Origin of the sequence: uncultured Cloacibacillus sp., assembly GCF_963926575.1 — a bacterium.
In the GTDB taxonomy this organism is placed as follows: domain Bacteria; phylum Synergistota; class Synergistia; order Synergistales; family Synergistaceae; genus Caccocola; species Caccocola faecigallinarum.
Genome location: NZ_CAWUXW010000003.1, coordinates 867,645 through 891,138 on the forward strand (window position 1 = coordinate 867,645; position 23,494 = coordinate 891,138).

Below are 23,494 nucleotides of genomic sequence, written 5' to 3' on the forward strand. Positions count from 1 at the left end.
TTTTTTATGCGCGCAAAACGCCGCGCCCTCCGATTTCCGGAAGGCGCGGCGTTTTCGTTCGTCCGGCGAATTTACGCGCTACAGCGCGAGCGCGGGCATAAAGCCGAGCTTCACGGCGGCGAGGCTGAGGCACGATATTATGAACCAAAGGACGGCCGCCATGACGAGTGGCTTCGCGCCTATCTTTTTGAGCTCCGCGCGGCCGAGGCCACCGCCGATGAGGAAGAGCGTGCCGGTCATCATGTGCTTGCCCGCGAGCGCCCCCGCGTCCCAGAGCGCGCCGAACTGAGGCGCGAGCGAGCGAACGAGAGCCGCGAGCAGGAAGCCGAGCAGAAACCATTGGAATTTAGCCTTCGCCTCGGACTTCGCGAGACGCGCGCCGAGATAGGAGACCGGCAGAATCCAGAGCGCGCGCGTCAGCTTCACCGTCGCGCCTATCGCGAGCGCAGCCGCGCCGTAAATCGAGGCCGCGCCGACGACGCTGCTCGTGTCGTGTATCGCGAGCGCCGCCCAAAAGCCGAACTGCTCCTGCGTGAGGCCGATGAGATGTCCGAGCGGCGGGAAGAGGAAGAGCGCTATGCCGTTGAGCAAAAATATAACCGCCATCGCGACGCCCGTCTCGACGCTCGACGCCGATATCGCTGGCGCCATCGCCGCTATCGCCGAGCCGCCGCATATCGCGGTACCGGAGCTGAGAAGGACGGCGAGCCTGCGCTCGATGCCGAAGACCTTGCCGAGCGCCGAGCCTATCGCGAGCGTCGCGGAAATCGAAATCAGCGTCACCCACAGAGAGGCGAAGCCGACCTTCAGCACCGCGTCGAAGCGCATTCCGAAGCCGAGCAAAATCACGGAAAGCTGCAAAAGCTTCTTCGACGCCGCGGAGGTCTCCTTCTGCGCGGGATTGCCCACGGTCAGTGCGATTGCGAGGCCGAGCGCCAGCCCCACCGCGGGATTCGGCGTTATCACGGAAAGCGCCGCAGCTGCCGCAAACCAGAAATATTTATTCCCCGCCGTCCGTTCAAGAAAAGTTCCGTTTGTTTCCATCGCCCTATTCCCCCAAGGTTTTTCGTATTACGCGGGATTATAGCGCGCTCTATATATTATGAAAAATAATAAGTTTTGATATAAAACATAGATATTTACAATATATTAAGCTCAACAAAAAACGGAAGAGCCGCAGCCCTTCCGTTTCGTCTGTGATTTTCCGTTTATGGCCTAGCAGGTCGCGCCGCCGGTGAGATGCAGCTCCGCGTCGAGAATCTGCTGCTTGCGCGACATTATGTCGCCCTCGAGCAGCTCCTTCTCCACGTACTCGAAGCCGAGGCGCGCTATCGTCTGCGAGAAGCGCTCTCCGGTCTTGCCCTGTTCGCGGAAGAGCAGGATGGCCTTCTCTATCGTATCGAGAGCCTCTTCCTTCGTCGGGAATATCTTCGAGAGCGGGCGGCCCGTCGCGGTGGACTTTCCCCAGCGTCCGCCTATATATATCTTGTATCCGCGCGTTCCCTCCGTCACCGCGTCGAAGTGGCATTTTCCGACGCAATGGCCGCAGTTGTTGCATTTGTCGCGGTCTATCTCAAGCATCCCGTCTATGAGCTTCGCGGCCCCGATCGGGCACGAAGCCTCGACGGAGCACTTCTTGCAGCCGTTGCAGGAGTCTTCGTCGAACTCGGGCACGAGCTGGCCTATTATGCCGATGTCGTTGAGGTCTGGCTTGACGCAGTTGTTCGGGCATCCGCCGACGGCTATCTTGAACTTATGCGGAAGACGCACCTGGCGGTAGCCTTTATAGAAGCGCTCGTGTATCTCCTGCGAAACGGCGAAGCTGTCTATGAGGCCGTACTGGCAGGTCGTCCCCTTGCACGACACGACGGGGCGCACCTTCGAGCCCGTGCCGCCAGTTTCGAGGCCGGCCTTCGCGATGAAGGCGCGGAACTCCTCTATCTTGTCGAAGGGCACGCCCTGGCACTCGATCGTCTGGCGCGTCGTGAGCGTCACTACGCCGTTACCGTAGAGCTTCGCAGCCTCGGCGAGGCAGGCAGTCTGCTCCGCCGTTATCTTCCCGTTGACGGTTATGACGCGCGCCGAGAAGTTGTTGGTCCCCTTGTTCCTCAGAAATCCGAGCGCTTTTACGGATTTTTCCTCCGCAGCTGTTACAACTCCGTTTTCCACAGTTTTTCCCCTTTTCTATTCTTCCGTCTCTATTTCGTTGAAGGTATGTCCGCCTTCGAGCACCTTCGTCGCCGTGAAGCCGAATGCCCTGAGCTTGTTCTGCGTCAGATATGCGCGCTTCCCCTTCGCGCATATGAAGAGCAGCTTTTCGTCCTTCGCGTACTTGTCGAAGCTCTCGTCGACCTTCGTGTAGTCAAGGTAGGGCAGCGCCGGCAGCGACGGCTGTATCGACGTGTCTATGAGCTTGTAGCCCTCGGCCGCCCCCGCCGCGAATTCCGCGGGCGTGAAGGAGTCGAGCGCTCCGGAGAGCTTGTTCTGCATGATGTTCACCATCTGGACGAAGGGGTGTATAGCGGTCGAGAAGGGCGGCGCGTAGGCAAGGTCGAGGTTCTCTAGGTCCGCGAGCGTAGCGTTCATCGAAATCGCCATAGCCGCTATGTCGGTCATCTTGTCCACCGCGCCGGGGCCGAGCGTCTGCATGCCGAGGAATTTGCCGCTCTTGCGGTCGGCGATCATCTTTACGATGAAGTTCGACGCGCCGGGATAATAGTGCGCCTTGTCGTCAACTACGGCGGTGACCGTGATTACGTCGTATCCGGCTTCCTTCGCCGCGGCCTCCGTGAGGCCCGTGCGTCCGACGTTGAGTCCCGGCAGCCTGCATACGCCCGTGCCGAGGACGCCCTTGTAGCTCTCTTCTCCGCCCGCGATGTTCTTCGCGATTATGCGGCCCTCTATGTTCGCGGAGGAGCCCATCGGCGACCATGCGGGCGCGCCGGTGATTCTGTTCGCTACGGTGACGCAGTCTCCGGCGGCGTATATGTCGGGGTCGTTGGTGCGCATCGCGCCGTCGACCTTGAGCGTGCCGTTCGGCATCATTTCGAGGCCGCTGTCCTTGAGGAACGCCGTGTTCGGCTTTATGCCGAGCGCGAGCACGACGGCGTCGGCCTTCATGCCGCGGCGGCCGGTCAGTACCTTTTCTACCTTCTCCGTTCCCTCTATGCCTTCGAGCTTCGTTCCGGTGAAGCAGACGATGCCGTTGTCGGCTATCTTGCGCTCGACGTAGGCCGCGACCTCGGGGTCGAAGCCCGGAAGTATCTGCTCCGCCATGTCTATTACGGAGACCTTGACGCCCTTGGCGGCGAGGTTCTCCGCGACCTCGAGGCCGATGAAGCCAGCGCCACAAACGACCGCGCGCTTCACCGCGCCGGTGTCGAGCAGCTCGCGCAGCGCTATCGCGTCCTCGGGCTTTCTCATGACGAAGACGTTTTTAAGCTCCGCGCCCGGGAGCTTCGGAACTACCGGCGACGCGCCGACGGCTATCACGAGCTTGTCGTATTCGTAGACGGCCTGCTCTCCGGTCTCGACGTCCGCCGCGGTCACGGTCTTGGCGGCGCGGTCGAGCGCCACGGCCTCTTTGCCCGTGAGCACCTTCGCGCCCGTGAGCGCGGAGAATTTCGCCGGAGTGTTGACGATGAGCGAAGCTTTGTCCGCTATCACGCCGCCGACGTAGTACGGCAGGCCGCAGCCGGCGTAGGAAATATCTTTGTCCTTAGCGAGCACCGTCACCTCAGCGGCGCGATCCTCGCGCTTTAGCTTCGCCGCCGTCTTGGTTCCCGCAGCGACTCCGCCGATTACAAGGATTTTCACGTTATCACACCCTTCGCAGAGTTTCAGATATCAGATGATTTAATTATATGCTCTTTCTTCAATTATCAAACATAATAAAATATAATTAAACTCATAGGAAAACGCTATGCAACGGAGGAGTCGGCATGACGCTTCATCATCTGCGGGTATTCATCAAGGTCGCGGAGTGCGGCTCGGTCAGCGCGGCGGCGCGCGAGTGCCATCTTGCGCAGCCTACGGTGAGCCAGCTTATAAAGGAGCTCGAGGATTTTTACGCGGCGAGGCTTTTTGAGAGGCTGTCGAAGAGGCTTTACATCACCGAGGAGGGGCGCAGGCTTCTGTCACGCGCGAAGGAGGTCGCGGGCGCTTACGAGCGGCTCGAGTACGACATGTCGCCTGACAAGAGGTGCGACAGGCTTCGCATAGGTTCGTCGGTGACGGTGGGCATGTGCCTGATGCCGTCGCTTGTGAAGCGCTTCGGCGCGGCGAGGCCGGAGACGGAGATTTACAGCTACGTCAACAACACGCAGACGATTGAGCGGATGCTGCTCGGCTCGGAGCTCGACGTTGCCGTCGTCGAGGGGCGCGTGCGCAGCAAGGATTTGCTCTCGTTCCACTGCCGCGACGACTATGTCGCGCTTTTCTGCTCCGCGGCGCACCCGTTCGCCGCGCGCGAGAGCGTCACGCTCGGCGAGCTCTGCTGCGAGCCGTTCGTGCTGCGCGAGCGCGGGAGCGGAACGCGCGAGATTTTTGAAAATTTCATGGAGGAGCGCGGACGCAGGATAAAGGTGAAATGGGAGGTAGCCTGCTTCGACGCGACGCTGCGCGCTGTCGTCGAGGAGGGCTGCATAGGCGTCGCCTCGGTGCGGCTGCTCGCTCCGCATCTCAAAAGCGGCGCGGTGCGCGGAATCTGCCGCACCGGCGGCGAATGGGACAGGGTTTTCTCGTTTATCTACCACAAGGATAAGTTCATCACCGAGGATATAAAGCGCTTCGCCTCCATTGCGCTGGACGGTAAGGAGGACGAGCTGCCGCGCAAGGAGGATATGGCGAAGCTCGAAGCGTGAACCGTGCCGCCGCGGATATACGAAAAGGCCGGAAGCTTTCGCCTCCGGCCTTGAATTTATCTTGTCTGCGTGAAATGCGCGCCGCTACTTCGCGTCGCCGGAGGCGGGCTCGGCCTTGCCGGCGGACTTCGTCTCCGCGGCGGGGGCCGTCACGTCGGCGGAAGCGGGGGCCGCGGCCTTTTCGGACGGGAATATCTCGGGGTCGAGTATCTTCACGTCGGCGCGCGCGCGAAGCTCTTCAAAGAACTTCTGCTGCTCGGCCTGCAGCTTCTGATTGCGTATCGTCGCGCGCACGTCGCCGCTCACTTCGCTGAAGGGCAGCACGCGCTCGGCCTCGCGTCCGCGGTTTATCGCGATGAATACGAACGGGTCGTTGGCCTTCTCGACGGGCGAGATCTTGTTAAGCGGCAGGTCTTTCACGACCGCGAGCTCGTTCTGGAGCATCTGGTCGGTGAGGATTACGGGGTGGTCGTAGGGCGTCGCCATCTCGACGTCGGCGCGGTACTTCTCTATCACCTCGTCCCACTTGCCGCCGGCGGCTATCGCCTTCTGCGCGGCCTCGGCGGATTCCTGCCTGCGGAAGGTCGCGAGGTTGGCCTTTATGCCCGCGGGCTGCTTGTAGAGGAAGTCCTTCGTCGCGTCGTAGAAGGCCGTGACTTCCTTATCCTCGACCTTCACGTTCTCTCCGAGCGACTCCATGAGCTTCTGCATGCGTATCTGGCGCGCAATGTCGTCCTTCATCTGCTTCTCGGTGATGCCGCTGCGCTGCATGTAGGCGAAGAACTCCTCGCGCGTCGGGTAGCTGTCCATCATGCGCTTGTAGGCTTCGTCTATCTCGGCGGACGGGGCCTCTATCTTGCGCGTCTTTATCTCCTTCTCGAGCTCCGCGTCGACGGCCATGTTGTCTATCACGGCCTTGCGGATCAGCGGTATGTCGGCGGAGGTGATGTTCGCCGCGCCGTACTGCTCGGAGAGGCGCGCGGCGCCCTGTTCGAGCGCGGAGCGCATGACCTCGCGGCCGTCTATCTCGGCGACGGGATAGTCGCGCATCCCTTCGCCCTCCCCGCCGCCGCGCACGTAGAGGCCGTAGCCCGCGAAGCACGAGGCGACGAAGAACAGTATGACGATTATCATTATCACTTTGGTGTGGTTTCTCAGCGTTCTAAGCAAGGGAAATCTTCCTCCTCATAAAACATCGGCTTTTTCAGCAACTTCATAATGATACGATAGCGTTACCGCGCTGTCAAAGAACTGCGGCGAATTTCTCCATAGTTTCGGCATTTTTCTTCATGTAGTCCTTCGTGTCGGCGCGGCAGGCCTCGACGTCCTTCTTCATCTGCGCGACGAGGCCCTCGCTTTCGGAGAATTTTATCTCGCCGCGGACGCGCGTCGTTATGAATATGAGCAGCTCGCGCCCGTAGAAATCCTCGTCCGCACCGATGACGTGTGCCTCGCAGCGTATCTCGCGCTCGCCCGCGAAGGTCGGGTTGCTGCCGATGTTGAGCGCGCAGGGCAGCCACGCGCCGCCCGTGCGCACGAGCGCGCTGTAGACGCCCTCGGGCGGGTATATCTTGCCGCGCGAGACGGGGATGTTCGCGGTCGGGAAGCCGAGCTTGCGCCCGCGCCCGTCGCCCTCGGCGACTGCGCCGCTGATTATGAACGGGTAGCCGAGCATCTTCGCGGCGAGTGACATTTCGCCGAGCGCGACGGCGCGGCGCGTCTCCGTGCTGCTGACCGTCATGCCGTCGAAGCTGTAGCGCGGCACGACGTCGAGCGTCCAGCCGCGAGCGGCGCATATCTCGGAGAGTATCTTCGGCGTGCCGGCGCGGCAGCGGCCGAAGCGGAAATTCTCGCCGATGACGAGGCCGCCGACCTCGTATTTTTTGTCTATGTAGTCGGCGAAGCTCTCGGGCGAGAAGGCGGCGAAGTCGTGAGTAAACGCTATCTTCTCCATGCGCGGCACGCCGAGGTAGGCCGCTATCAAGTCCTTCTCGCGCGGCGAGAAGAGCAGCCGGAAATTGTCCCTGTCGAGAAGCTGGCGCGGATGTCCGTCGAAGGTCATCACGCCCCAGCCCGTCCCGGCTTCGGCGGCGCGCTCCGCCGCTTTGCGCAGCAGGCGCGCGTGGCCGAGATGGAAGCCGTCGAAGGCTCCAAGCGCGTAAATCATTATTCCAAGCCTCCAGATAAGATTATGTTCACGTCCGGCGAAAGTTCGAGCGTACCGCCCTTTTTCGCCGCGCGGCATATCGAGAAAATTTTATTTGATTTTATCACTGCGGGAGAATCGGGCCGCGGCTCCGCGCCGAACGAAAGGCGCGTAAGCGCGGAGAGCGCGACGGCCCTGCCGCACGAAAGCGCGGCATAGGCGGCCGCGTCCGCTTCGTAGGCGGCACACGGAGTTTCAAGCTCCGGCACGGGCGTGACCTCGCACGCGAGCTCCTCGGCCGTCATGGAAAAAAGCTCCTCCGCGCCCTTCGCAGCTTCTATGCGGAACGGGCCGCAGGCGGTGCGCGCGAGCGTGCTCACGTGAGCCGCGGAGCCGAGCCGCACGCCGAGGTCGCGCGCGAAGCTGCGTATGTACGTACCCTTGCGGCAGTCGACGCGGAACGAAACGCGCCCCTCGCCGTCGATGCAGCTCATCCGCGTGATTTTAGAAAAGCAGACGGGCTTCGGCTCGGGCGTAACCTCGCGGCCGCCGCGCGCGAGCACGTGCGCGCGCTCGCCGCCTATGTGGACGGCGGAGACTGCGGGCGGCGACTGCATACGCCAGCCCATGAAGCCGCAGAGCGCGGAATCTATCGCTTCATCCGTTATGTGCCCGAAGGGCGCGCTTTCGACCGCTTCTCCGCTCGCGTCGTCGGTCGAGGTGCGCGTTCCGAAGGCCACGACGGTCTCATAGGTCTTCGGCATCGACATAATAAAATTAGAAAGCCGCGTAGCCTGTCCTATGAGCACGATCAGCACGCCCGAAGCCGTAGAGTCGAGCGTCCCGCCGTGGCCTATCTTCGCGCCGCGCCAGAGCGCGCGCCGTATCTTCTGGACGCAGTCGGTGCTTCGCAGCCCGACCGGCTTATTTACGGGAAGTATCCCCGAGAACGGCGCCATTGAGAGCCTCTTTCTTCAATCTTTCGAGAACGTCGTCGAACGCGCCCGCGGCCTTCGCGCCCGCCGCGCACGGATGTCCGCCGCCGCCGAAGGCCGCGGCGACCGCGCGCGCGCTGTAGGGCGGCCTCGCGCGGACGCTGAGCTTGCAGTAACCGTCGTACTCCGTGAGAAAGAGCGCGAGCTTCACGCCCTTTATGCGAAGCAGCATGTTCACCAGGCCGTCGAGCTCCGCGCTCCCCGCGCCGGACTCTTCGAGCTCCTTGCGGCGCAACCAGAAAATCGCGCGCTCGCCGCCGCCGAAGGTCTCCGTCCGCGAGAGCGCGAGCCCCCACAGGCGCAGCGACGCGGCGCTCATGTTCTGGCTCACGCGGTCGTCTATCTCGTCGGGCTTAGCGCCAGCTTCGAGCAGAATTCCTGCGCAGCGGTGGCTCTCCGCGGTCGTCGAGCTGAAGCGGAAGCTGCCGTTGTCGGTCGAGAGCGCCGTGTAGAGCGCCGCGGCCTCGTCCGCGGTTATGCCCTCGCCGTATAATTCCATGAGACGCACGACGATTTCCGCCGTAGCCGAAGCGCCCGGGTCGACTAGGTTCGTTTTGCAGAAAAGCCTGTTGTCGCCGTGGTGGTCTATGCAGAGCGAATCCTCGCAGACGGAGAGCAGCTCGCCGAAATTATCGACCGAACGCTCCGCCGTGCTCATATCCACCGCAATCAGCAGAGCTCCCTCGGCGAGCGAACGCGGCGCGGATGACGCGCAGACGAGCTCGCCCGAATATGGGAAAAACGAAAAGACGGGCGGCAGCGGGTCCTTCGAGACAATCGCGGCGCGCTTGCCGCAGCGCTTCGCGAGCGAGTAGAGCGCGAAGGCGCTGCCCAGAGTGTCGCCGTCGGGGTGCTCGTGGCAGACGAGCGTCCACGCGCCGTGATTTTTCAGCTTTGCGAACGCTTCGAGGAAGGTCTCGCCGCTCAGCATATTTCCTCCCGCTCCGCCTTCATTTTCGCGTCGCGCTCGGCCACCATGTCGAGCAGCTCGTCCATCCTGCGCGCCTTGACCTCCGACTCGTCGAAGCAGAAATGCAGCTCCGGAATCGTGCGCAGCCGCATCTCTTTGCCGAGCATCGCGCGCAGCACGGGAGCCGCGGCGTCGAGCGCCGTCTGGACCTTCTCCCGGTCCTCCTGGTTTATAAGCGTGTAGAAGACCTTCGCGTGGCCGAGGTCGCGCGACACCGAGACCATCGTCAGTATCGCCTCGCCCGCGTCGGAGTTCTTTATCCTTGTCTGAAGCATTCCGGAGATTAGGCGCAGAAATTCCTTATTGAGCCTGTCTATCCGATATGTCACCATAGTTGAACACCTCCAGAGAAAAGCCGGTTATTTCAAATTCTCCGTCCTCTTCCCTCTGATATAGAAATTTTTCGAGATTGCGCATCCGCTCGTCGAGCTCGCGCGGCGACGAACCAGCGGCGGCGAAGCCAAGCTCAGCTGCGTCGTGCGAGCCGTCGGGGCCGAGGTCGGCCGCCGATATGGAAAAGCGCCCGCGCACGCCGTCCGTGATGGAACGGACGACGTGCCGCCTGTCCTTTAGGCTCGCCGCGAACGGGAGGCGCATCTCAAGCCGCGCGGCGGCTATCCAGAGCTGCATCGCGCGCCGTTAGTCCAGGGACTTTTTCTCTTTCAGTATCTCGTAGGCCTCGATAACGTCGCCCACGCGGAAGTCCTGGAACTTCTCGAAGCTGAGGCCGCATTCGTTTCCGGCCTTTATCTCGCGCACGTCGTCCTTGAAGTGCTTGAGGCTTGAGAGCTCGCCGCTCCAGAAGACGACGCCGTCGCGTATCAGGCGCACCTTCGCGCTTCTGCGGATGAGACCCTCCGTCACGCGGCAGCCGGCGATGTTGCCGACCTTCGGGACGCGGAAGATTTCGCGTATCTCCGCCTGGCCGAGCGTGTGTTCGCGCAGCTCGGGCGCGAGCATGCCTTCCATGGCCGCCTTCACGTCGTCGAGCATGTCGTATATGACCTGGTAGAGGCGTATCTGGACGCCTTCGTTTTCGGCTATCTTCTTTGCGTTGCTGTCGGGGCGGACGTTGAAGCCGACGATGATCGCGTTCGAGGCCGAGGCGAGCATTACGTCGGATTCCGAAATGCGTCCGACGCCTTCGTGGACTATGTTGATAGAGACGGCGTCGGTGCTCATCTTCATGAGCGACGAATGGAAGGCCTCGAGCGAGCCCTGCACGTCGGTCTTGAGGACTATGCGGAGCTGCGGGACCTCTTCCGTCTGCATCTTCTCGTAGAGCTCCTCAAGCGTCAGGCGCTTCGCCTTGCTCTGGTCGGTCTCGCGGCGCTCGAATTCGCTCTGCGACATAAGCTCGCGCGCCTCGCGCTCAGACGAAAGCGTCGTGAACTTCTCGCCGGGCTGCGGGACGCTCTCAAGGCCGAGGACCTCGACCGGCATGCTCGGCCCCGCTTCGTTGACGTTGCGTCCCTTGTCGTCTATCATCGCGCGGATTTTGCCCCACGCGGAGCCGGTGTGTATGATGTCGCCGCGGCGCAGCGTGCCGTCCTGCACTATGACGGTAGCGACCGGGCCCTTGCCCTTGTCGAGGTTCGCCTCGATGACGGTGCCGGTGGGCGCGGCCTTCGGGTCAGCCTTGAGCTCCTGCATTTCGGCGACGAGCAGAAGCATTTCGAGCAGGTCGTCCACATGGAGCCCCTTCTTCGCGGCTACGTCGACCATAATCGTATCGCCGCCCCATTCCTCTGGGATGAGGCCGTAGTCGGAGAGCTGCTGGCGCACGCGCTCGGGCTTCGCTTCGGGCTTGTCTATCTTGTTGACCGCGACGACTATCGGCACGCCCGCGGCCTTCGCGTGGTTAAGTGCCTCGACGGTCTGCGGCTTGATGCCGTCGTCCGCGGCGACGACGAGTACGGCGATGTCCGTGACCTGAGCGCCGCGCGCGCGCATCGAGGTGAAAGCCTCGTGACCCGGCGTGTCGAGGAAGACGAGCGTGTTGCCGTTGTATTCGACGCGCGAGGCTCCGATGTGCTGGGTGATGCCGCCGGCCTCTTTCTCCGTGACGTGGGTCTTTCTGATGTTGTCGAGAAGCGTCGTCTTGCCGTGGTCGACGTGGCCCATGACGGTGATGATCGGCGGGCGCGGCTGAAGCTCTCCGTCGCCGCCCTGCTTGCCCTTTTTCTTTTTATCCTTGGCTTTGAGTTTTTTGTGGGATACCGGCTTCGGAGCCTCCGCGCGCTGCTGCGGCGCTGGCACTTCCGCGGGCTTCGCTTCGGCCGTCTCCGCCGCGGCTTCGGCGGGCGCCGGTTCTTCCTTCGCCGGGGCGGGGGCCGGAGCCTCCGAGGCGAAGACGAAATTCTTTTTGAAGGTCTTGCCGAGTATCTGGAGAATCTTCTCGTCGGCGCGCGTCGTCGCGGGGAGCATGAGCCCCTCCATCATCAGCGCCTTGACCGCGCTTCCGGCCTTTTCGCCCGCGAGCGCCGCCACGTCGGAGACGGAAGCGCCTTCCTTCACCGCGACGGTCGGGTAGGTGGATATAGCCTCTATCTCCTGGCGCGAGGCCTCTTCCTGCGCCTTGTTCAGCGACTCCTCCACCATCGGGACGAGTTCTTCGTCTATCGAGCTCATATGCGATTTAATGCTGATGCCGAGGCCCGTGAGCAGCTCAACCATTTCGGTGTTGCTCTTTCCGAGCTTTTTAGCCAGATCATAAACTCTGATTTTACTCATTCGCATCACTCCTGTCACAAGTCAGTGTGTAAATTTTTTTAACGAAGCCGCTTTTCATCGGGAGCGCGGCTGTCTGCGCCGCGGTTATCCCGAGGCTCGCGCCGAGCTCGCCGCGGCCTGTGCCTTCCAGTAAAAATATCTCCGCCGTCCCGCGCTGCACCGCCGTCTCGATATGGCGCGAGACGTTCGCGGAGCAGTCGTCAGTTACAAACACGGCGAACTTTTCCGCGCCCTTCAGCGCCGGCAGGACTTTATCCTGCCCGACGAGAAGCTCCCCCGCGCGGCGCGCCATGCCGAGCATATCCAGAACCTTGCGCTCGCGGCAGACTCTCACGCTTCGTTCCCCATTTTCTCGCAGAGCGCGGCGAGCTCCTCGTAGACCGATTCGGGGACCTCCGTCTTGAGCGCGCGCGAAAGCGATTTTTTCTTCTTCGCCGCGGCGACGCAGGCGGGGTCCGCGCAGAGGTACGCGCCGCGCCCGTTCGCCTTGCCGGTCGGGTCGTAGCGCACCTCGCCCTCCGGCGAGCGCACGACGCGCAGGAGCGTCCGCTTCGGCGACTCCTCGCCGCAGCCTACGCATGTGCGCGGGCGCTGTTTCTTCACGGGCTGCTTCGCGGCCTTAGCCATCGGCCCTTACTTGCCCTCCTCCGACATCATCTCGGAGAAGTCCATGAAGAGGTCCTTCATCGTCGGCAGCTTTTCCTCGTCCTTAACCTTGATGTCTATCTTCCATCCGGTGAGGCGCGCCGCGAGGCGGACGTTCTGCCCAGCCTTGCCTATCGCGAGCGAAAGCTGGTCGGAATGAACGTAGGCGATTACCGAGCGGTCCTGGTCGAGCAACGGCTCGATGCGGACTATCTTCGCGGGCGATAGCGCGTTCACGATGTACTTGAGCGGGTCGCTGTTGTAGACGATTATATCTATTCTTTCGCCGTTGAGCTCGCTGCTGATGGACTTGATGCGTCCGCCCTGCTTTCCTACGCACGCGCCGAGCGGTTCAACGTTCACGTCGAGGCTCGCGACGGCGATCTTCGCGCGCGTTCCTGCTTCGCGGACGATGTTGCGTATCTCGACGACGCCGTCGCTGATCTCCGGCACTTCAAGCTCGAGCAGGCGGCGCAGGAGTCCGGGGTGCGTGCGCGAAACTATTATGCGCGGGCCGCGCGTCGTCTGGCGCACATCGAGAAGATAAAATTTCATGCGGTCGCCGGGGTTGTACTTCTCGCCGACGATGCGCTCTTCCTTCGGCATTATCGCCTCGGTCTTGTCGTTGAGGCGGACGAGTATCTGGTCGCCCTCGGCCTTGAATATCGAGCCGGTGACGATGTTTCCTATCTTGTCGGAGAACTGCTCGTAGACAACCTGGCGCTCCGCGTCCTTGAGCTTCTGAATGATGACCTGACGCGCCGTCTGCGCCGCGATGCGTCCGAAGTCCTCGGGCAACACCTCCGAGCGGATGACGTCGCCGACCTCGAGATCCTTGTAGCCGCGGCGCTCAGCCTCTTCGGGCGTCATCTCCGCGTCCGCGTTCACGACCTCGCTTACTATTTCGTAGACCTCGTAGAGCGATATCTCTCCGCTCTCTATGTCGATGTGGACTTCTATATGCTGGTTGCCGCCCTTGAACTTTTTGTAGGCGGAGACCATCGCGGCCTCAAGGCTCGAGATTATCGTCTCCTCGGAAAGCCCCTTCTCCTCTTCTATCTGTTTCAGAACTTTTTTGAAATCTTTGCCAAGCTGCATTTTTCCAGTCCGACCCCTTTCTGTGTGATGAATTATTTTTTCTTCTTTGGTATTTTCTTAAACGTTTTCTTCTGCCCGCGCTGCGGTACGTAGACGATATGCGCGCGCTTTACGTCGTCCAGCGGAACTGTCGTCTCGCCGCCCGGAGTTCTGACGGCCACCTCGGCGTCTGAGAGCGTCCCCGCGATTACGCCGCGGATTTTCTTTCCGCCTTTTTTAAGAGAAATCTCGACTTCGTTTCCCGCGAAGCGCCTGTAATCTTCTATGACGAAGAGCGGACGCTCCACTCCCGGCGAGCTTATCTCAAGGAAATAGCGGTCCGGCAGGTCTTCCTCCACCGTGTCGAGATATTCTCCGACGTCGCGCGAGACGATCTCGCAGTCCCCCGTGTCGATGCCGCCCGGCATCTCAAGGTAGACGCGGACTATATTCATGCCGTTTTCCGAAACGGCCTCAAAACCGGCGCACTCGTAGCCTAGAGCTTCGACCCTCGCGCAGACCGCGCGATAAATCTCGTTGTATTTCTCCTGGTTCACACATACGCCTCCCTTAACAAAAGAAGAGTGGGAAAACCCACTCTTCCAGTCATTAGCCCAGAATTAGTCTCTAAAGTGTATCATTTTTTCAAAAAAAAGCAACACATTTCAGAAACTTTTCGTCAGCAGAGGAATTTCTTAATCATGTCTCCTATCTCTTCGCTTATCTCCATGCGGTGCGTCGCGTGGACCGTGTGGACGTTTCTGAAGCTCTTCGGAAGCATCGGAAGCGTCAGCACCTCGTGGTTTATCTCCTCGTCCTCATCGGAGAGCAGGACCATGACGTTGTCGTAGCTCGGATGCTCGTAGACGTACTCCGCGACGAGCGAGGCGTACTCCTTGCGTATCCAGACCGGCAGGTCGTGCTTCTTGCCGAGCGTTAAGAACGGGAGAAGGCTCGGATTCAGCATGACCGTGCGCGCGTTCGGGAAAATTACGCTGAGTATGTTCGCGAAGAAACCGCCGAGGCTCGAGCCTACTATGCAGACAGGCTCCGACGCATCGGCGCGCTGCACCGCGTTTATCTTATCGCGCAGAGTTTTGAGCACGATGCGCGGGTTCGTGTTTCTGTAGTCGAAGGTCGGGGAATATATCTCGCACTGGTAATTCTCTTTCAGCCATTTATATTTGCTGTTTTCTCCGCTGCTTTCAAAACCGTGAATATTTACTATCATTTATCAGCACTCCTTCCGGCCAATTATCTTTGGCTCAGGTAATTTATTTTCGAAGCTGCAATTCCACAGCCCGCCGGGGCCTCAGCGACGGCGCCGGCGAGAACGGAAGACGCTCATAAAATATAAACGCCGAAATTTTTTCAATATTATAGCATGTGCGGGCCGTCAGGAATATGCGCCGCGACGGGAAAAATCAAATTGGGCAGGAAAAGGCGCGCCGTCGGATGCACAGCGTGTAGTGGAAGGATACGAAAAAAGCCCGGCTTCATAGCCGGGCTTGAATTTCCTGGTCGGGATGAGAGGATTCGAACCTCCGACCACCTGCACCCCATGCAGGTACGCTAGCCAGACTGCGCTACATCCCGTACAACGGCAGATATAATACAGCTACATCGGGCTTTGGTCAAGGGGTAAAATAAAATTCCTCCGCGCCAAGCGGAGGAATTTATTCTAAGCTCTTAACGAAAGAGGAAAAAAGCGGTCTACTTGTTTACGGCTTCCTTTAAAGCTTTGCCCGCGCGGAAGACGGGAACGTTCTTCGCCGGAATTTCTATGACTTTCTGCGGGTCCTGAGGATTGCGTCCCTGACGCGCCGCCCTCTTCTGAACCTCGAACGTGCCAAATCCTACGATCTGGACTTTCTCGTCCTTCTGAAGCGCCTCGTGTATATTGCAGAATATGGCTTCCACAACTTCGGTCGCCTTTTTCTTAGTGACGCCCTCTACCTCTTTGGCTACGATGTTGATGAGGTCTGTCTTTGTCACCGCAATGCCACCTCCATTCAAATTTGAACCGCCTTAACGCAGTACATAGCATTTATACAGATAAAAGCCGCCCCCGTCAAGACCTTGACATCAAAAAAATCGGCTCTGTCAGCGATTTTTCGTCAACTTTTGCTGCGCAGGAATATTTTTATCGGGACGCCGGAGAAATCGGCCATCTCGCGCAGTAAATTTTCCAGGCGGCGCTTGAAGCTCTTCGATGAAAGCTCCGGATTGTTGACGAAGAATACGAAGGCGGGCGGCGCTCCGTCGGCCTGCGTGCAGTAGAAGACCTTGAGGCTGTGGCCCTTTCCGTCGCCCGGCATACGGTCGAAGACGAGGACCTCCTTTACTAGCCTGTTAAGCTCCGAGGTCGGTATCCTGCGGCGGCGGTTCTCCTCCACCCTGAGTATCATCTCCGGCAGCTTGCCGAGGCTGCGGCCCGAGAGCGCCGAGATGAATACGCGCGGCGCGTGCGCGGCGAGCGGGAGCTCTTCGATGAGCTTCTTCGTCACGGAGTCGCCGACCTTTTCTTCCTTCGGCGCGAGGTCCCATTTGTTGACGACGAGGATAAGCCCCTTGCCGCGTTCGAGAACCTGGCCGACGAGCCGCTTGTCCTGCTCGGTGAGCAGGTCCTGCGCGTCGAGCAGCACGAGCGCGACGTGGCAACGGTCTATCGCCTGGTAGGTGCGCACGTTGGAGTAGTATTCGAGCGCGGAGTTCACACGGCTTTTGCGGCGCAGCCCCGCGGTGTCGAGGAAGCGGAATTTTTTGCCGCCGAGCTCGACCACGGAGTCGACCACGTCGCGCGTCGTGCCGGCTATGTCGCTGACCATCGAGCGCTCCTCTCCGGCGAATGCGTTGAGCAGGCTCGACTTGCCTACGTTCGGGCGGCCGACGAGCGTCACGCGGATTTCGTCGGAATCCTCGTCGAATTCGTCGTCCTCGAGCTTCGAGGCGACGATGTCCATCAGCTCGTTGAAGCCGGTGTTGTGCTCGGCGCTGACGCCGACGACTTCGTCGAAGCCGAGGCCGTAGGCCTCGCCTATCATCGCGTCTTCGAGGTTCTGGCTGTCGAGCTTGTTCATCGCTACGACTACCGGCTTGCCGCTCCGGCGCAGCTTGTGCGCTATCTCCGCGTCGGTCGGCGTCACGCCGGTCTTTCCGTCGACGACGAAGATTATCACTCCGCTTTCGTCGACGGCGAGGTCAACCTGCTTTTCGATTAAATCCATGAAGGGGTGCTCCGTCTCGGAACGGATGCCTCCCGTATCCACTATGTAAAATTTTTTGCCGGCCCACTCGGTTTCGCCGTAGAGCCTGTCTCTCGTGACGCCGGGCTGGTCGTCCACTATCGCGGCTCGTTTCCCCAGTATTCTGTTGAATATTGAGGATTTGCCGACGTTGGGCCTGCCGACTATCGCAGCTATCGCCATTGTGTTTACGCTCTCTTTTCCTTAGTTTTTGAAACTGTGTATCGGCGCAGGTATTCTGCCGCCGCGGTTGACGAAGGCGGAGCAGTCGAACTTGTTGACCGGCATCACGGGCGCGTAGCCGAGCAGGCCGCCGAAGGTGACGGTCTCGCCGGCGCTCTTGCCGTAGACCGGTATGACGCGGACCGCGGTCGTCTTGTTGTTTATCATGCCTATCGCCATTTCGTCGGCGATTATGCCCGATATGGTCTCCGCCGAGGTCTCGCCCGGAAGCGCTATCATGTCGAGGCCGACGGAGCAGACGCAGGTCATCGCCTCGAGCTTGTCGAGCGTCAGAGCGCCCGCCTCGACCGCCTCTATCATTCCGTGGTCTTCGCTGACCGGGATGAAGGCTCCGCTGAGGCCGCCGACGTAGGACGAGGCCATTACGCCGCCTTTTTTGACGTTGTCGTTGAGTATCGCTATCGCCGCGGTCGTGCCGGGCGCGCCCGCCTGTTCGAGCCCCATCTGCTGGAGTATCTCGGCGACGCTGTCGCCTATCGCGGGCGTCGGCGCAAGCGAGAGGTCTATGATTCCGAACGGCACGCCGAGGCGTTCCGACGCTTCGCGCGCGACGAGCTGGCCGACGCGCGTTATGCGGAAGGCGGTCTTTTTGACTGTTTCGCAGAGTGTTTCGAAGTCCGCGCCGTGTACCTCTTCGAGCGAGCGTTTGACGACGCCGGGGCCGCTTACGCCGACGTTTATCGCGCAGTCGCGCTCGCCGACGCCGTGGAAAGCCCCCGCCATGAATGGGTTGTCCTCTACGGCGTTGCAGAAGACGACGAATTTCGCGCAGCCGAGCGAGTCTTTGTCCTTCGTCAGGAAGGCCGTCTCCTTTATGACCGCGCCCATCTCCTTCACCGCGTCCATGTTGATGCCGGAGCGGCTCGAGCCGAGGTTGACGGAGGAGCAGACGCGCTCCGTCACGGCGAGCGCCTCGGGGACGGAGTTGATGAGCTTCTGGTCGGAGGCCGCGGTGCCCTTCTGGACGAGCGCGGAGAATCCGCCTATGAAGTTGACGCCGACCTCCGCCGCGGCGCGGTCGAGCGTGCGCGCTATCTCCACGTAGTTGTCCGTCTCGCAGCAGGCCGCCGCTATCGCGACCGGCGTCACGGATATTCTCTTATTGACTATCGGGATGCCGAACTCGAGCGAGATTTCGTCGCCGACGCGCACGAGGTTCTCCGCCCTTTTCGTTATTCTGTCGTATATTTTCTGGCAGAATTTCTTTTCGTCGGGGTCGGCGCAGTCGAGTAGGTTGATGCCCATCGTTATGGTGCGGACGTCGAGATTTTCCTCGAGGATCATCTCGTTCGTCAGCCGTGCTTCTGCTCTCGTAATCATGGCGCGTCTATATCCTGTGCATGCTTTCGAAGATTTCTTCGCGCTGGAACCTTATCATGAGGCCTATCTCTTCGCCGAGCTCTTCGAGGCCGCCGGCGAGCTCTCCGGGAGAGCAGGTCGCCTCGGTGACGTCGATTATCATGAGCATGTCGAAGTAGCCTTTGACTATCGTCTGTGAAATTTCGAGAATGTTTACGTTTTTGCCGGCGAGGTAGGTGCATACGCTCGCGATGATGCCGACCTTGTCTTTTCCAAGCACTGTGACCAGAGCCTTCATTTCGTCCATACCCCCAGATTCGTTGACGCGGCCGCTGCCGCGCCGCCGCGGAGGGACTCTCCCTCAATCTAGATATAATAATACAGAGGGGAAGGCTTTTCCAGACCTCGATATGTCGAAATAGGGGGCGAGTATCGCGGAAAGCGCCGCAAAGCGTTTCGTGCGCACCCAGAGCGCGCCGTCCTCGTCGGACTGCCAGAAGTCCATGTCGGAATCGGCGAGCTTGTCGGCGATCTCTTCGGCTGCGGCGCGGGAGGCCGTTATCTTTATCATCGGGACGAAGGGCGGAAGCTCGAGCTCGCGCCGTTCGAGCAGCTCGCGCGTCCAGAAGCTGCCCCAGCCGCGGCACAGCCCGTCCTGCCAGCCCGCGCCGGGGCGGCGGCTTTGCACGACGGCGCGCCGCTCGCCGCCGCCGCGCCACATCGACTCCCAGAGCATAGCGTAGGCGCGCGCGCGCGCGTCGTAGCCCTCGGAGCGCGCCTCTGCGCCGGCGTCTATCCAGCCGATTACGGATGGCGCGAGGCCGCCGCAGAGCGAGAGCAGCTTGCGCGTGCCGATGAGCAGCGCGCCGTGCGGATATTGTTTTATGAGTTCTTCGGCGGAGGGGATTTTTTCTTCGTCGTTCTGAAAGAGCAGGACGTTTCCGCAGCTGCCGCGCAGAGCGCCCTCCGCGCGCTCGAAGAGCGCCTCGAGGCCCGGGCGCGAGCCGCGCATCAGAAGGCCGCCGCAGTTCGGGCAGCGCTCCGGCAGCGGCGCGCGTTCTCCGCACGAGACGCAGCGCAGCCGCCCGCGCCGTTCCTCCCAGCGCATGGCGGAGCCGCAGCGCGGGCACCGCGCCGTCCAGCCGCATTCCTCGCAGTAGAGCTCTCCCGCGTAGCCCTTGCGGTCGAGCAGCCACATCGCCCAGCCGCCGCGCGCGCGCGCTGCCGCTGTCTCGCGCAGCAGCGGGACGCTTACCGGCAGCTTGCCGCTGAGGGACGCGAACTCGGCGGACTGCGCCTCCTTCGTGTCCACGAAGACGAGACGGGCGTCGTTGCCGCGCTCTTCGCATTGGGGCTTCATTCCTAGGAAAATTTTCGACGAGGGCATAGAGCCGCCGAGCAGGAAGCGCGCTCCGGCGAATTCCGCGCGTTTGCCGAGTAGCGGACGCGCGTTGAAAACGGGATGATTCTGCGAGCGCCAGCCGCCGTTGTTCTCCTCGTCCATGGTTATCGTCGAGAGGCCCGCGAGCGGGACGAAGGCCGCGCCGGGCGGCCCGACTATGAAGCGCAGCTCGCCCGCGAGCGCGAGTTTCCAGAGCTTCCAGCGCCTGACGGGCGTCTCGGGCCACAGCGCGCCGCCGTCGCGCGCGGAGGGCGGCAGGCTATCCCAGAAGGCGCGCGCCATGACGGCTTCGGGAAAAAGCGCGAGCGCCGGCATTCCCTCTTCGAGCGCGGCGCGGTACCGCTCCCAGCGTTTTTTATAATCCGTACTGTAAAAGCATTCCGCTGTGAATTTTCCGCCGCTTTCGCGCTCCGGGCGCTGCGGCAGCTCTTCTTTGGAAAAGAATTTCGACGGCAGCAGAGTCTTCATCGCGAAGCCCGTGCCTATGAACCACGTCGCGCCGAACCATTTTATCAGCTTCCAGAGCTCGGGCGGCAGCGGCGGGCGTTCGTCGATTACAGCGGCGAGCGGCTTCGTCTTCGACTCGTCGTAGCCGCCGCCAGCGTCCACCGTCACGCCAATCCTGCAGCCGCGTCCAAGCGGCGCGGATACACGAAGCCCCTCGGCGAGCTCCGTCTCCCACGAGTAGGAGAGCGGTGTCCACCAAGGGGCCGGAAATACGGCGTGAACCGAGGGCATTATTTCCCGGCGGCGAGCGCCGAGACGAAATCGAGTATGCGCGAGGCCGTTTCGTCTTTCGTTCCGGAGAAGCGGACGGGCTCCGCGCCGCGCGCCATTATCGTGACGGCGTTGGTGTCTACGGCGAAACCCGCGCCCGGCGCGAGCACGTCGTTCGACACGATCATGTCGAGATTTTTCTCCGCCATCTTCTTCTGCGCGTTTTCAAGGACGTTCTGAGTCTCGGCCGCGAAGCCGACGAGCAGCTGCCCGGGCCGCTTGCGCCTGCCGAGCTCCGCCGCTATGTCGCGGTTCTGGACGAGTTCGAGCGTCATGGTATCTTTGCCGCCGCGCTTTATCTTCTGCTCCGCGCGCTCGGCGGGTCTGTAGTCGCCGACGGCGGCTGCCTTCACGATGACTTCGGCGCTTTCCGACGCCTCCATGCAGGCGTCGAACATCTCGTCCGCGCTGGTCACCTCGACGATTTTTATCCCCGCGGGACGGCGCAGCGCCGTCGGGCCGGTTATCAGCGTAACATCAGCGCCGCGCCGCCACGCCTCTTCGGCTATCGCGTAGCCCATCTTTCCGCTGCTCGGGTTGCTGATGAAGCGCACGGGGTCGATATATTCGTGCGTCGGGCCTGCGGTCACTGCGACGCGCCGCCCGGCGAAATCCTTTTTGTCGCAGAGCGCGCGCATGACGTAGTCGTTTATCACCGCGGCGGAGGGCATGCGCCCCTTGCCTTCGTAGCCGCAGGCGAGCAGCCCGCTGTCCGGGTCTACTATCTCGGCGCCGCGTTCTTTCAGAATTTTTATATGCTCCTGCACGGGGCCGCTCGCGAGCATCTTTCCGTTCATCGCGGGGAAGAGCAGCAGCGGCTTCGTATTCGCGAGCAGAGCCGCGCCTAGCAGCGTCGAGCCGTCTCCCTGCGCCGCGGCGCGAAGCACGTTCGCCGTGCACGGCGCTATGACGAAGAGGTCGGCCCAGTCCGTCAGCGAAATGTGCGGAATCTGCCAGCCGTATTCGGCGGAGAGGAAGTCGCGCTCGCGCCATACGCGGCGCTTGCTGAGCGTCGAGAGCGCGAGCGGGCTGACGAACTGCTCGGCGGCCTCGGTGAGTATCGTCTCGACTTCGCAGCCGAGCTTAACCCAGCCGTGAAGTACGTCCGGCGCTTTATAGGCGGCGATGCCGCCGCTTACGCCGAAGAGTATCCGCTTAGGCCGCGGGCTCATTTTCCTGCTTCGGCAGCGGGTCGACTATGCGGTAGGCGATGCGTCCGTTCGTCACGTCGTCGACGGCCATCGAGATGTATTTCTCCTCGCCGCTGAGGTCGCGGCGCTCGCTGAGCTGCCGCGCGCGCGCCGATATGACGAGCGTCAGTATGTATTTGTTCGGGATGTCCCTTTCGCGGTAGATTTTTTCAAGATCCATATATATCATTGCTGTTCCTCCCTGTTTTTCTTGACAATATTTATGACTTCATCGACGGTCCTTTCTAGGTCGTCGTTCACCACAACGTAATCGTATTTACCGGCGCAGGCTATCTCGGCCTCCGCGTTCTTTATGCGAAGCTCGCGCTCCTCGCGTCCCTCGCTGCCGCGCCCTTCGAGGCGGCGGCGAAGCTCCTCCATAGAGGGCGGCTTCACGAAAATCATGACGGCCTCGGGCATCTTCTGCTTAACTATGAAAGCGCCCTGCACGTCTATCTCGAGCACTATGTCCGTCCCGGCCTCGAGCGCGGACTCGACGATGTCGCGCCGCGTGCCGTAGAGGTGTCCGTGTACCTCGGCGTATTCGAGGAAGTCGCCGGCGGCTATTCTGCGGCGGAATTCGTCCTCCGAGATAAAATGATAGGTCTCGCCCTCTTTGTCGAGGCCCGGCCTCGGCGCGCGCGTCGTGCACGAGACGGAATATTTTATGCCGGAGAGCCGTTCGAGCGCGAGATGAAGCACCGTTCCCTTGCCGACTCCGGCGGGGCCGGAAAAAATATAAAGACGTCCCTTCACCGCTTACCGCTCTCCTTCCTCAAAGCGCGCCGTTATCGTCTCGGGCTGTATCGCCGAGAGTATGACGTGGCGGCTGTCCATTATCAGAATCGAGCGCGTTTTGCGCCCCTGCGTGACGTCGACTAGAAGCCCCGCCTCGCGCGCCTCGTCCTTGAGGCGGCGTATCGGCGCGGAATCGGGACTGATGAGCGCAACTACGCGCTCCGCAACGACCATGTTGCCGAAGCCTACGTGCAGAAGTTTCTGCGCCATGCGACGCTCCTATTCCAGATTCTGTATCTGCTCGCGGATGCGTTCGAGCGCGGCCTTCGCGTCGACCGCGAGCCAGCGTATCTCCGCGTCGGCCACCTTCGAGTCGAGCGTGTTGACCTCTCGGTTCATCTCCTGCACTATGAAGTCGAGCTTGCGTCCCGCGCTTTCGTCGGAATCTCCGGCGGAGCGGAATTTCGCGATGTGGCTCTTGAGCCGCGCGAGCTCCTCCGCGACGTCCCATTTGTCGGTGAGCAGGACTATCTCCTGCATATAGCGCTGCTCTTCGAGCTTTTCGCCGAGCTTTTCAAGAGTTTCGGTGACGCGCGTCCTCATCGCCTCGAAGGCCGCGTCGCGCGCGGGCTTCCACTTTTCCTCTATGACGCCGACGAGACGCTCGAGCTCCGCGAGATGCGTCAGCACCTCTTCGCGCAGATGCCCGCCTTCGAGCGCGCGCATCTTATTCCACGACGCGGCGGCCTCGTCGAGCAGTTCTTTGAAAACTTCCTCTGTCGCCTGCGAGTCCTCCTCGTCCTCGAACTTCGGCATGTCGAGCACGCCGGGGAAGAGCGCCACGCGCTCCACGTCGACGTCGGGTACGAAGCCGAGCGCGCGGCGCGCCGCGGACATCTCCTCGCAGTAAGCGGCTAGCACGTCCCTGTTGACGCGCCCAGTCTTGAAGTCCTGCGCCCAGAGCACCTCCATGCGGAGCTGCACCTTGCCGCGGCGGAAGGTTTTTCTCAAATTCTGGTGGAACCACGGCTCCCATCCCGCGAACTCCCTCGGGAGGCGCACCGATATTTCCTGATAGCGGTGATTGACGCTGGAAAGCTCTACGACGACGGTCCCCCACTTTGTCTGTATCTGGGAGCGGCTGAAGCCGGTCATGCTTACGTACATACGGA

The 23,494-nt window shown here is 61.3% G+C and carries 26 protein-coding genes and 1 tRNA gene; 1 reads left to right on the forward strand and 26 read right to left on the reverse strand.

What is annotated here, in order from left to right:
• Positions 1-78: 78 nt before the first annotated feature.
• From ABGT66_RS09270 to ABGT66_RS09280, 3 genes are all read right to left on the reverse strand, one after another.
• Positions 79-1,044 (reverse strand): putative sulfate exporter family transporter, encoded by a 966-nt coding sequence (locus tag ABGT66_RS09270; RefSeq protein WP_346690324.1) that lies wholly within the window; start codon positions 1,042-1,044, stop codon positions 79-81.
• Positions 1,045-1,215: 171 nt separating this feature from the next.
• Positions 1,216-2,169: a (4Fe-4S)-binding protein gene (locus tag ABGT66_RS09275; RefSeq protein WP_346690326.1), complete on the reverse strand. Its 954-nt coding sequence runs from the start codon at positions 2,167-2,169 to the stop codon at positions 1,216-1,218.
• 15 nt (positions 2,170-2,184) lie between these two features.
• Positions 2,185-3,816: an FAD-dependent oxidoreductase gene (locus tag ABGT66_RS09280; RefSeq protein WP_346690328.1), complete on the reverse strand. Its 1,632-nt coding sequence runs from the start codon at positions 3,814-3,816 to the stop codon at positions 2,185-2,187.
• Positions 3,817-3,941: 125 nt separating this feature from the next.
• On the opposite strand from ABGT66_RS09280, the gene ABGT66_RS09285 reads away from it, so the two are divergent.
• A complete protein-coding gene (locus ABGT66_RS09285) occupies positions 3,942-4,862 on the forward strand; it encodes a LysR family transcriptional regulator (protein ID WP_346690329.1) in 921 nt (306 codons plus the stop codon).
• A gap of 84 nt (positions 4,863-4,946) precedes the next feature.
• Here ABGT66_RS09285 and ABGT66_RS09290 read toward each other — a convergent pair whose 3' ends face one another.
• The 23 genes from ABGT66_RS09290 to ABGT66_RS09400 all read right to left on the reverse strand — a co-directional run bounded on the left by ABGT66_RS09290 (position 4,947) and on the right by ABGT66_RS09400 (position 23,489).
• Complete coding sequence (locus ABGT66_RS09290; RefSeq protein WP_346690330.1) at positions 4,947-6,032, reverse strand: SurA N-terminal domain-containing protein; 1,086 nt, start codon at positions 6,030-6,032, stop codon at positions 4,947-4,949.
• 73 nt (positions 6,033-6,105) lie between these two features.
• A complete protein-coding gene (gene ribF, locus ABGT66_RS09295; protein ID WP_294194148.1) occupies positions 6,106-7,029 on the reverse strand; it encodes a riboflavin biosynthesis protein RibF in 924 nt (307 codons plus the stop codon).
• Positions 7,029-7,967 carry a tRNA pseudouridine(55) synthase TruB gene (gene truB / locus ABGT66_RS09300; RefSeq protein ID WP_346690332.1) on the reverse strand — a complete coding sequence of 313 codons (939 nt, stop codon included), beginning with the start codon at positions 7,965-7,967 and terminating at the stop codon, positions 7,029-7,031. The genes ribF and truB overlap by 1 nt, the downstream gene beginning before the upstream one ends.
• On the reverse strand, positions 7,933-8,934 hold the full coding sequence (locus ABGT66_RS09305) for a DHH family phosphoesterase (protein WP_346690333.1): 1,002 nt from the start codon (positions 8,932-8,934) through the stop codon (positions 7,933-7,935). Before ABGT66_RS09305 ends, truB begins: the two co-directional genes overlap by 35 nt.
• Positions 8,928-9,305: a 30S ribosome-binding factor RbfA gene (rbfA, locus tag ABGT66_RS09310; RefSeq protein ID WP_300265223.1), complete on the reverse strand. Its 378-nt coding sequence runs from the start codon at positions 9,303-9,305 to the stop codon at positions 8,928-8,930. The genes ABGT66_RS09305 and rbfA overlap by 7 nt, the downstream gene beginning before the upstream one ends.
• Positions 9,274-9,603: a DUF503 domain-containing protein gene (locus tag ABGT66_RS09315; protein ID WP_300265226.1), complete on the reverse strand. Its 330-nt coding sequence runs from the start codon at positions 9,601-9,603 to the stop codon at positions 9,274-9,276. The genes rbfA and ABGT66_RS09315 overlap by 32 nt, the downstream gene beginning before the upstream one ends.
• A 9-nt stretch (positions 9,604-9,612) precedes the next feature.
• Positions 9,613-11,706: a translation initiation factor IF-2 gene (infB, locus tag ABGT66_RS09320; RefSeq protein WP_346690335.1), complete on the reverse strand. Its 2,094-nt coding sequence runs from the start codon at positions 11,704-11,706 to the stop codon at positions 9,613-9,615.
• Positions 11,699-12,040, reverse strand: a complete 342-nt coding sequence (locus ABGT66_RS09325; RefSeq protein WP_294194142.1) for a ribosomal L7Ae/L30e/S12e/Gadd45 family protein — start codon at positions 12,038-12,040, stop codon at positions 11,699-11,701. Before ABGT66_RS09325 ends, infB begins: the two co-directional genes overlap by 8 nt.
• Positions 12,037-12,333, reverse strand: coding sequence for a YlxR family protein (locus ABGT66_RS09330; RefSeq protein ID WP_294194141.1), 297 nt, complete (start codon positions 12,331-12,333; stop codon positions 12,037-12,039). Before ABGT66_RS09330 ends, ABGT66_RS09325 begins: the two co-directional genes overlap by 4 nt.
• A 6-nt stretch (positions 12,334-12,339) precedes the next feature.
• Entirely contained in the window at positions 12,340-13,449 is a 1,110-nt protein-coding gene (nusA, locus tag ABGT66_RS09335) for a transcription termination factor NusA (RefSeq protein WP_346690338.1), read from the reverse strand.
• Between the two features lie 32 nt (positions 13,450-13,481).
• Entirely contained in the window at positions 13,482-13,985 is a 504-nt protein-coding gene (gene rimP / locus ABGT66_RS09340; RefSeq protein WP_346690339.1) for a ribosome maturation factor RimP, read from the reverse strand.
• 122 nt (positions 13,986-14,107) lie between these two features.
• On the reverse strand, positions 14,108-14,659 hold the full coding sequence (locus ABGT66_RS09345; protein ID WP_346690340.1) for a YqiA/YcfP family alpha/beta fold hydrolase: 552 nt from the start codon (positions 14,657-14,659) through the stop codon (positions 14,108-14,110).
• A 287-nt stretch (positions 14,660-14,946) separates the two neighbouring features.
• A tRNA-Pro gene (locus ABGT66_RS09350) sits at positions 14,947-15,024 on the reverse strand.
• Between the two features lie 117 nt (positions 15,025-15,141).
• Positions 15,142-15,423, reverse strand: a complete 282-nt coding sequence (locus tag ABGT66_RS09355; protein WP_294194134.1) for an HU family DNA-binding protein — start codon at positions 15,421-15,423, stop codon at positions 15,142-15,144.
• 122 nt (positions 15,424-15,545) lie between these two features.
• On the reverse strand, positions 15,546-16,856 hold the full coding sequence (der, locus tag ABGT66_RS09360; RefSeq protein ID WP_346690341.1) for a ribosome biogenesis GTPase Der: 1,311 nt from the start codon (positions 16,854-16,856) through the stop codon (positions 15,546-15,548).
• Between the two features lie 21 nt (positions 16,857-16,877).
• Positions 16,878-18,236 (reverse strand): PFL family protein, encoded by a 1,359-nt coding sequence (locus tag ABGT66_RS09365; RefSeq protein ID WP_346690342.1) that lies wholly within the window; start codon positions 18,234-18,236, stop codon positions 16,878-16,880.
• A 7-nt stretch (positions 18,237-18,243) separates the two neighbouring features.
• Entirely contained in the window at positions 18,244-18,513 is a 270-nt protein-coding gene (locus ABGT66_RS09370) for an ACT domain-containing protein (RefSeq protein ID WP_300265249.1), read from the reverse strand.
• Between the two features lie 63 nt (positions 18,514-18,576).
• Positions 18,577-20,355 carry a hypothetical protein gene (locus ABGT66_RS09375; protein ID WP_346690343.1) on the reverse strand — a complete coding sequence of 593 codons (1,779 nt, stop codon included), beginning with the start codon at positions 20,353-20,355 and terminating at the stop codon, positions 18,577-18,579.
• The gene (coaBC, locus tag ABGT66_RS09380) at positions 20,355-21,566 is read right to left on the reverse strand and encodes a bifunctional phosphopantothenoylcysteine decarboxylase/phosphopantothenate--cysteine ligase CoaBC (protein WP_346690344.1); all 1,212 of its coding nucleotides are present in this window, start codon (positions 21,564-21,566) and stop codon (positions 20,355-20,357) included. Before coaBC ends, ABGT66_RS09375 begins: the two co-directional genes overlap by 1 nt.
• Positions 21,550-21,774, reverse strand: a complete 225-nt coding sequence (locus ABGT66_RS09385) for a DNA-directed RNA polymerase subunit omega (RefSeq protein WP_294194120.1) — start codon at positions 21,772-21,774, stop codon at positions 21,550-21,552. Before ABGT66_RS09385 ends, coaBC begins: the two co-directional genes overlap by 17 nt.
• On the reverse strand, positions 21,771-22,340 hold the full coding sequence (gene gmk, locus ABGT66_RS09390; RefSeq protein WP_294194118.1) for a guanylate kinase: 570 nt from the start codon (positions 22,338-22,340) through the stop codon (positions 21,771-21,773). Before gmk ends, ABGT66_RS09385 begins: the two co-directional genes overlap by 4 nt.
• 3 nt (positions 22,341-22,343) lie before the next feature.
• On the reverse strand, positions 22,344-22,592 hold the full coding sequence (locus tag ABGT66_RS09395; RefSeq protein ID WP_294194114.1) for a DUF370 domain-containing protein: 249 nt from the start codon (positions 22,590-22,592) through the stop codon (positions 22,344-22,346).
• A 9-nt stretch (positions 22,593-22,601) separates the two neighbouring features.
• The gene (locus tag ABGT66_RS09400; protein WP_303148665.1) at positions 22,602-23,489 is read right to left on the reverse strand and encodes a YicC/YloC family endoribonuclease; all 888 of its coding nucleotides are present in this window, start codon (positions 23,487-23,489) and stop codon (positions 22,602-22,604) included.
• Positions 23,490-23,494 lie beyond the last annotated feature (5 nt).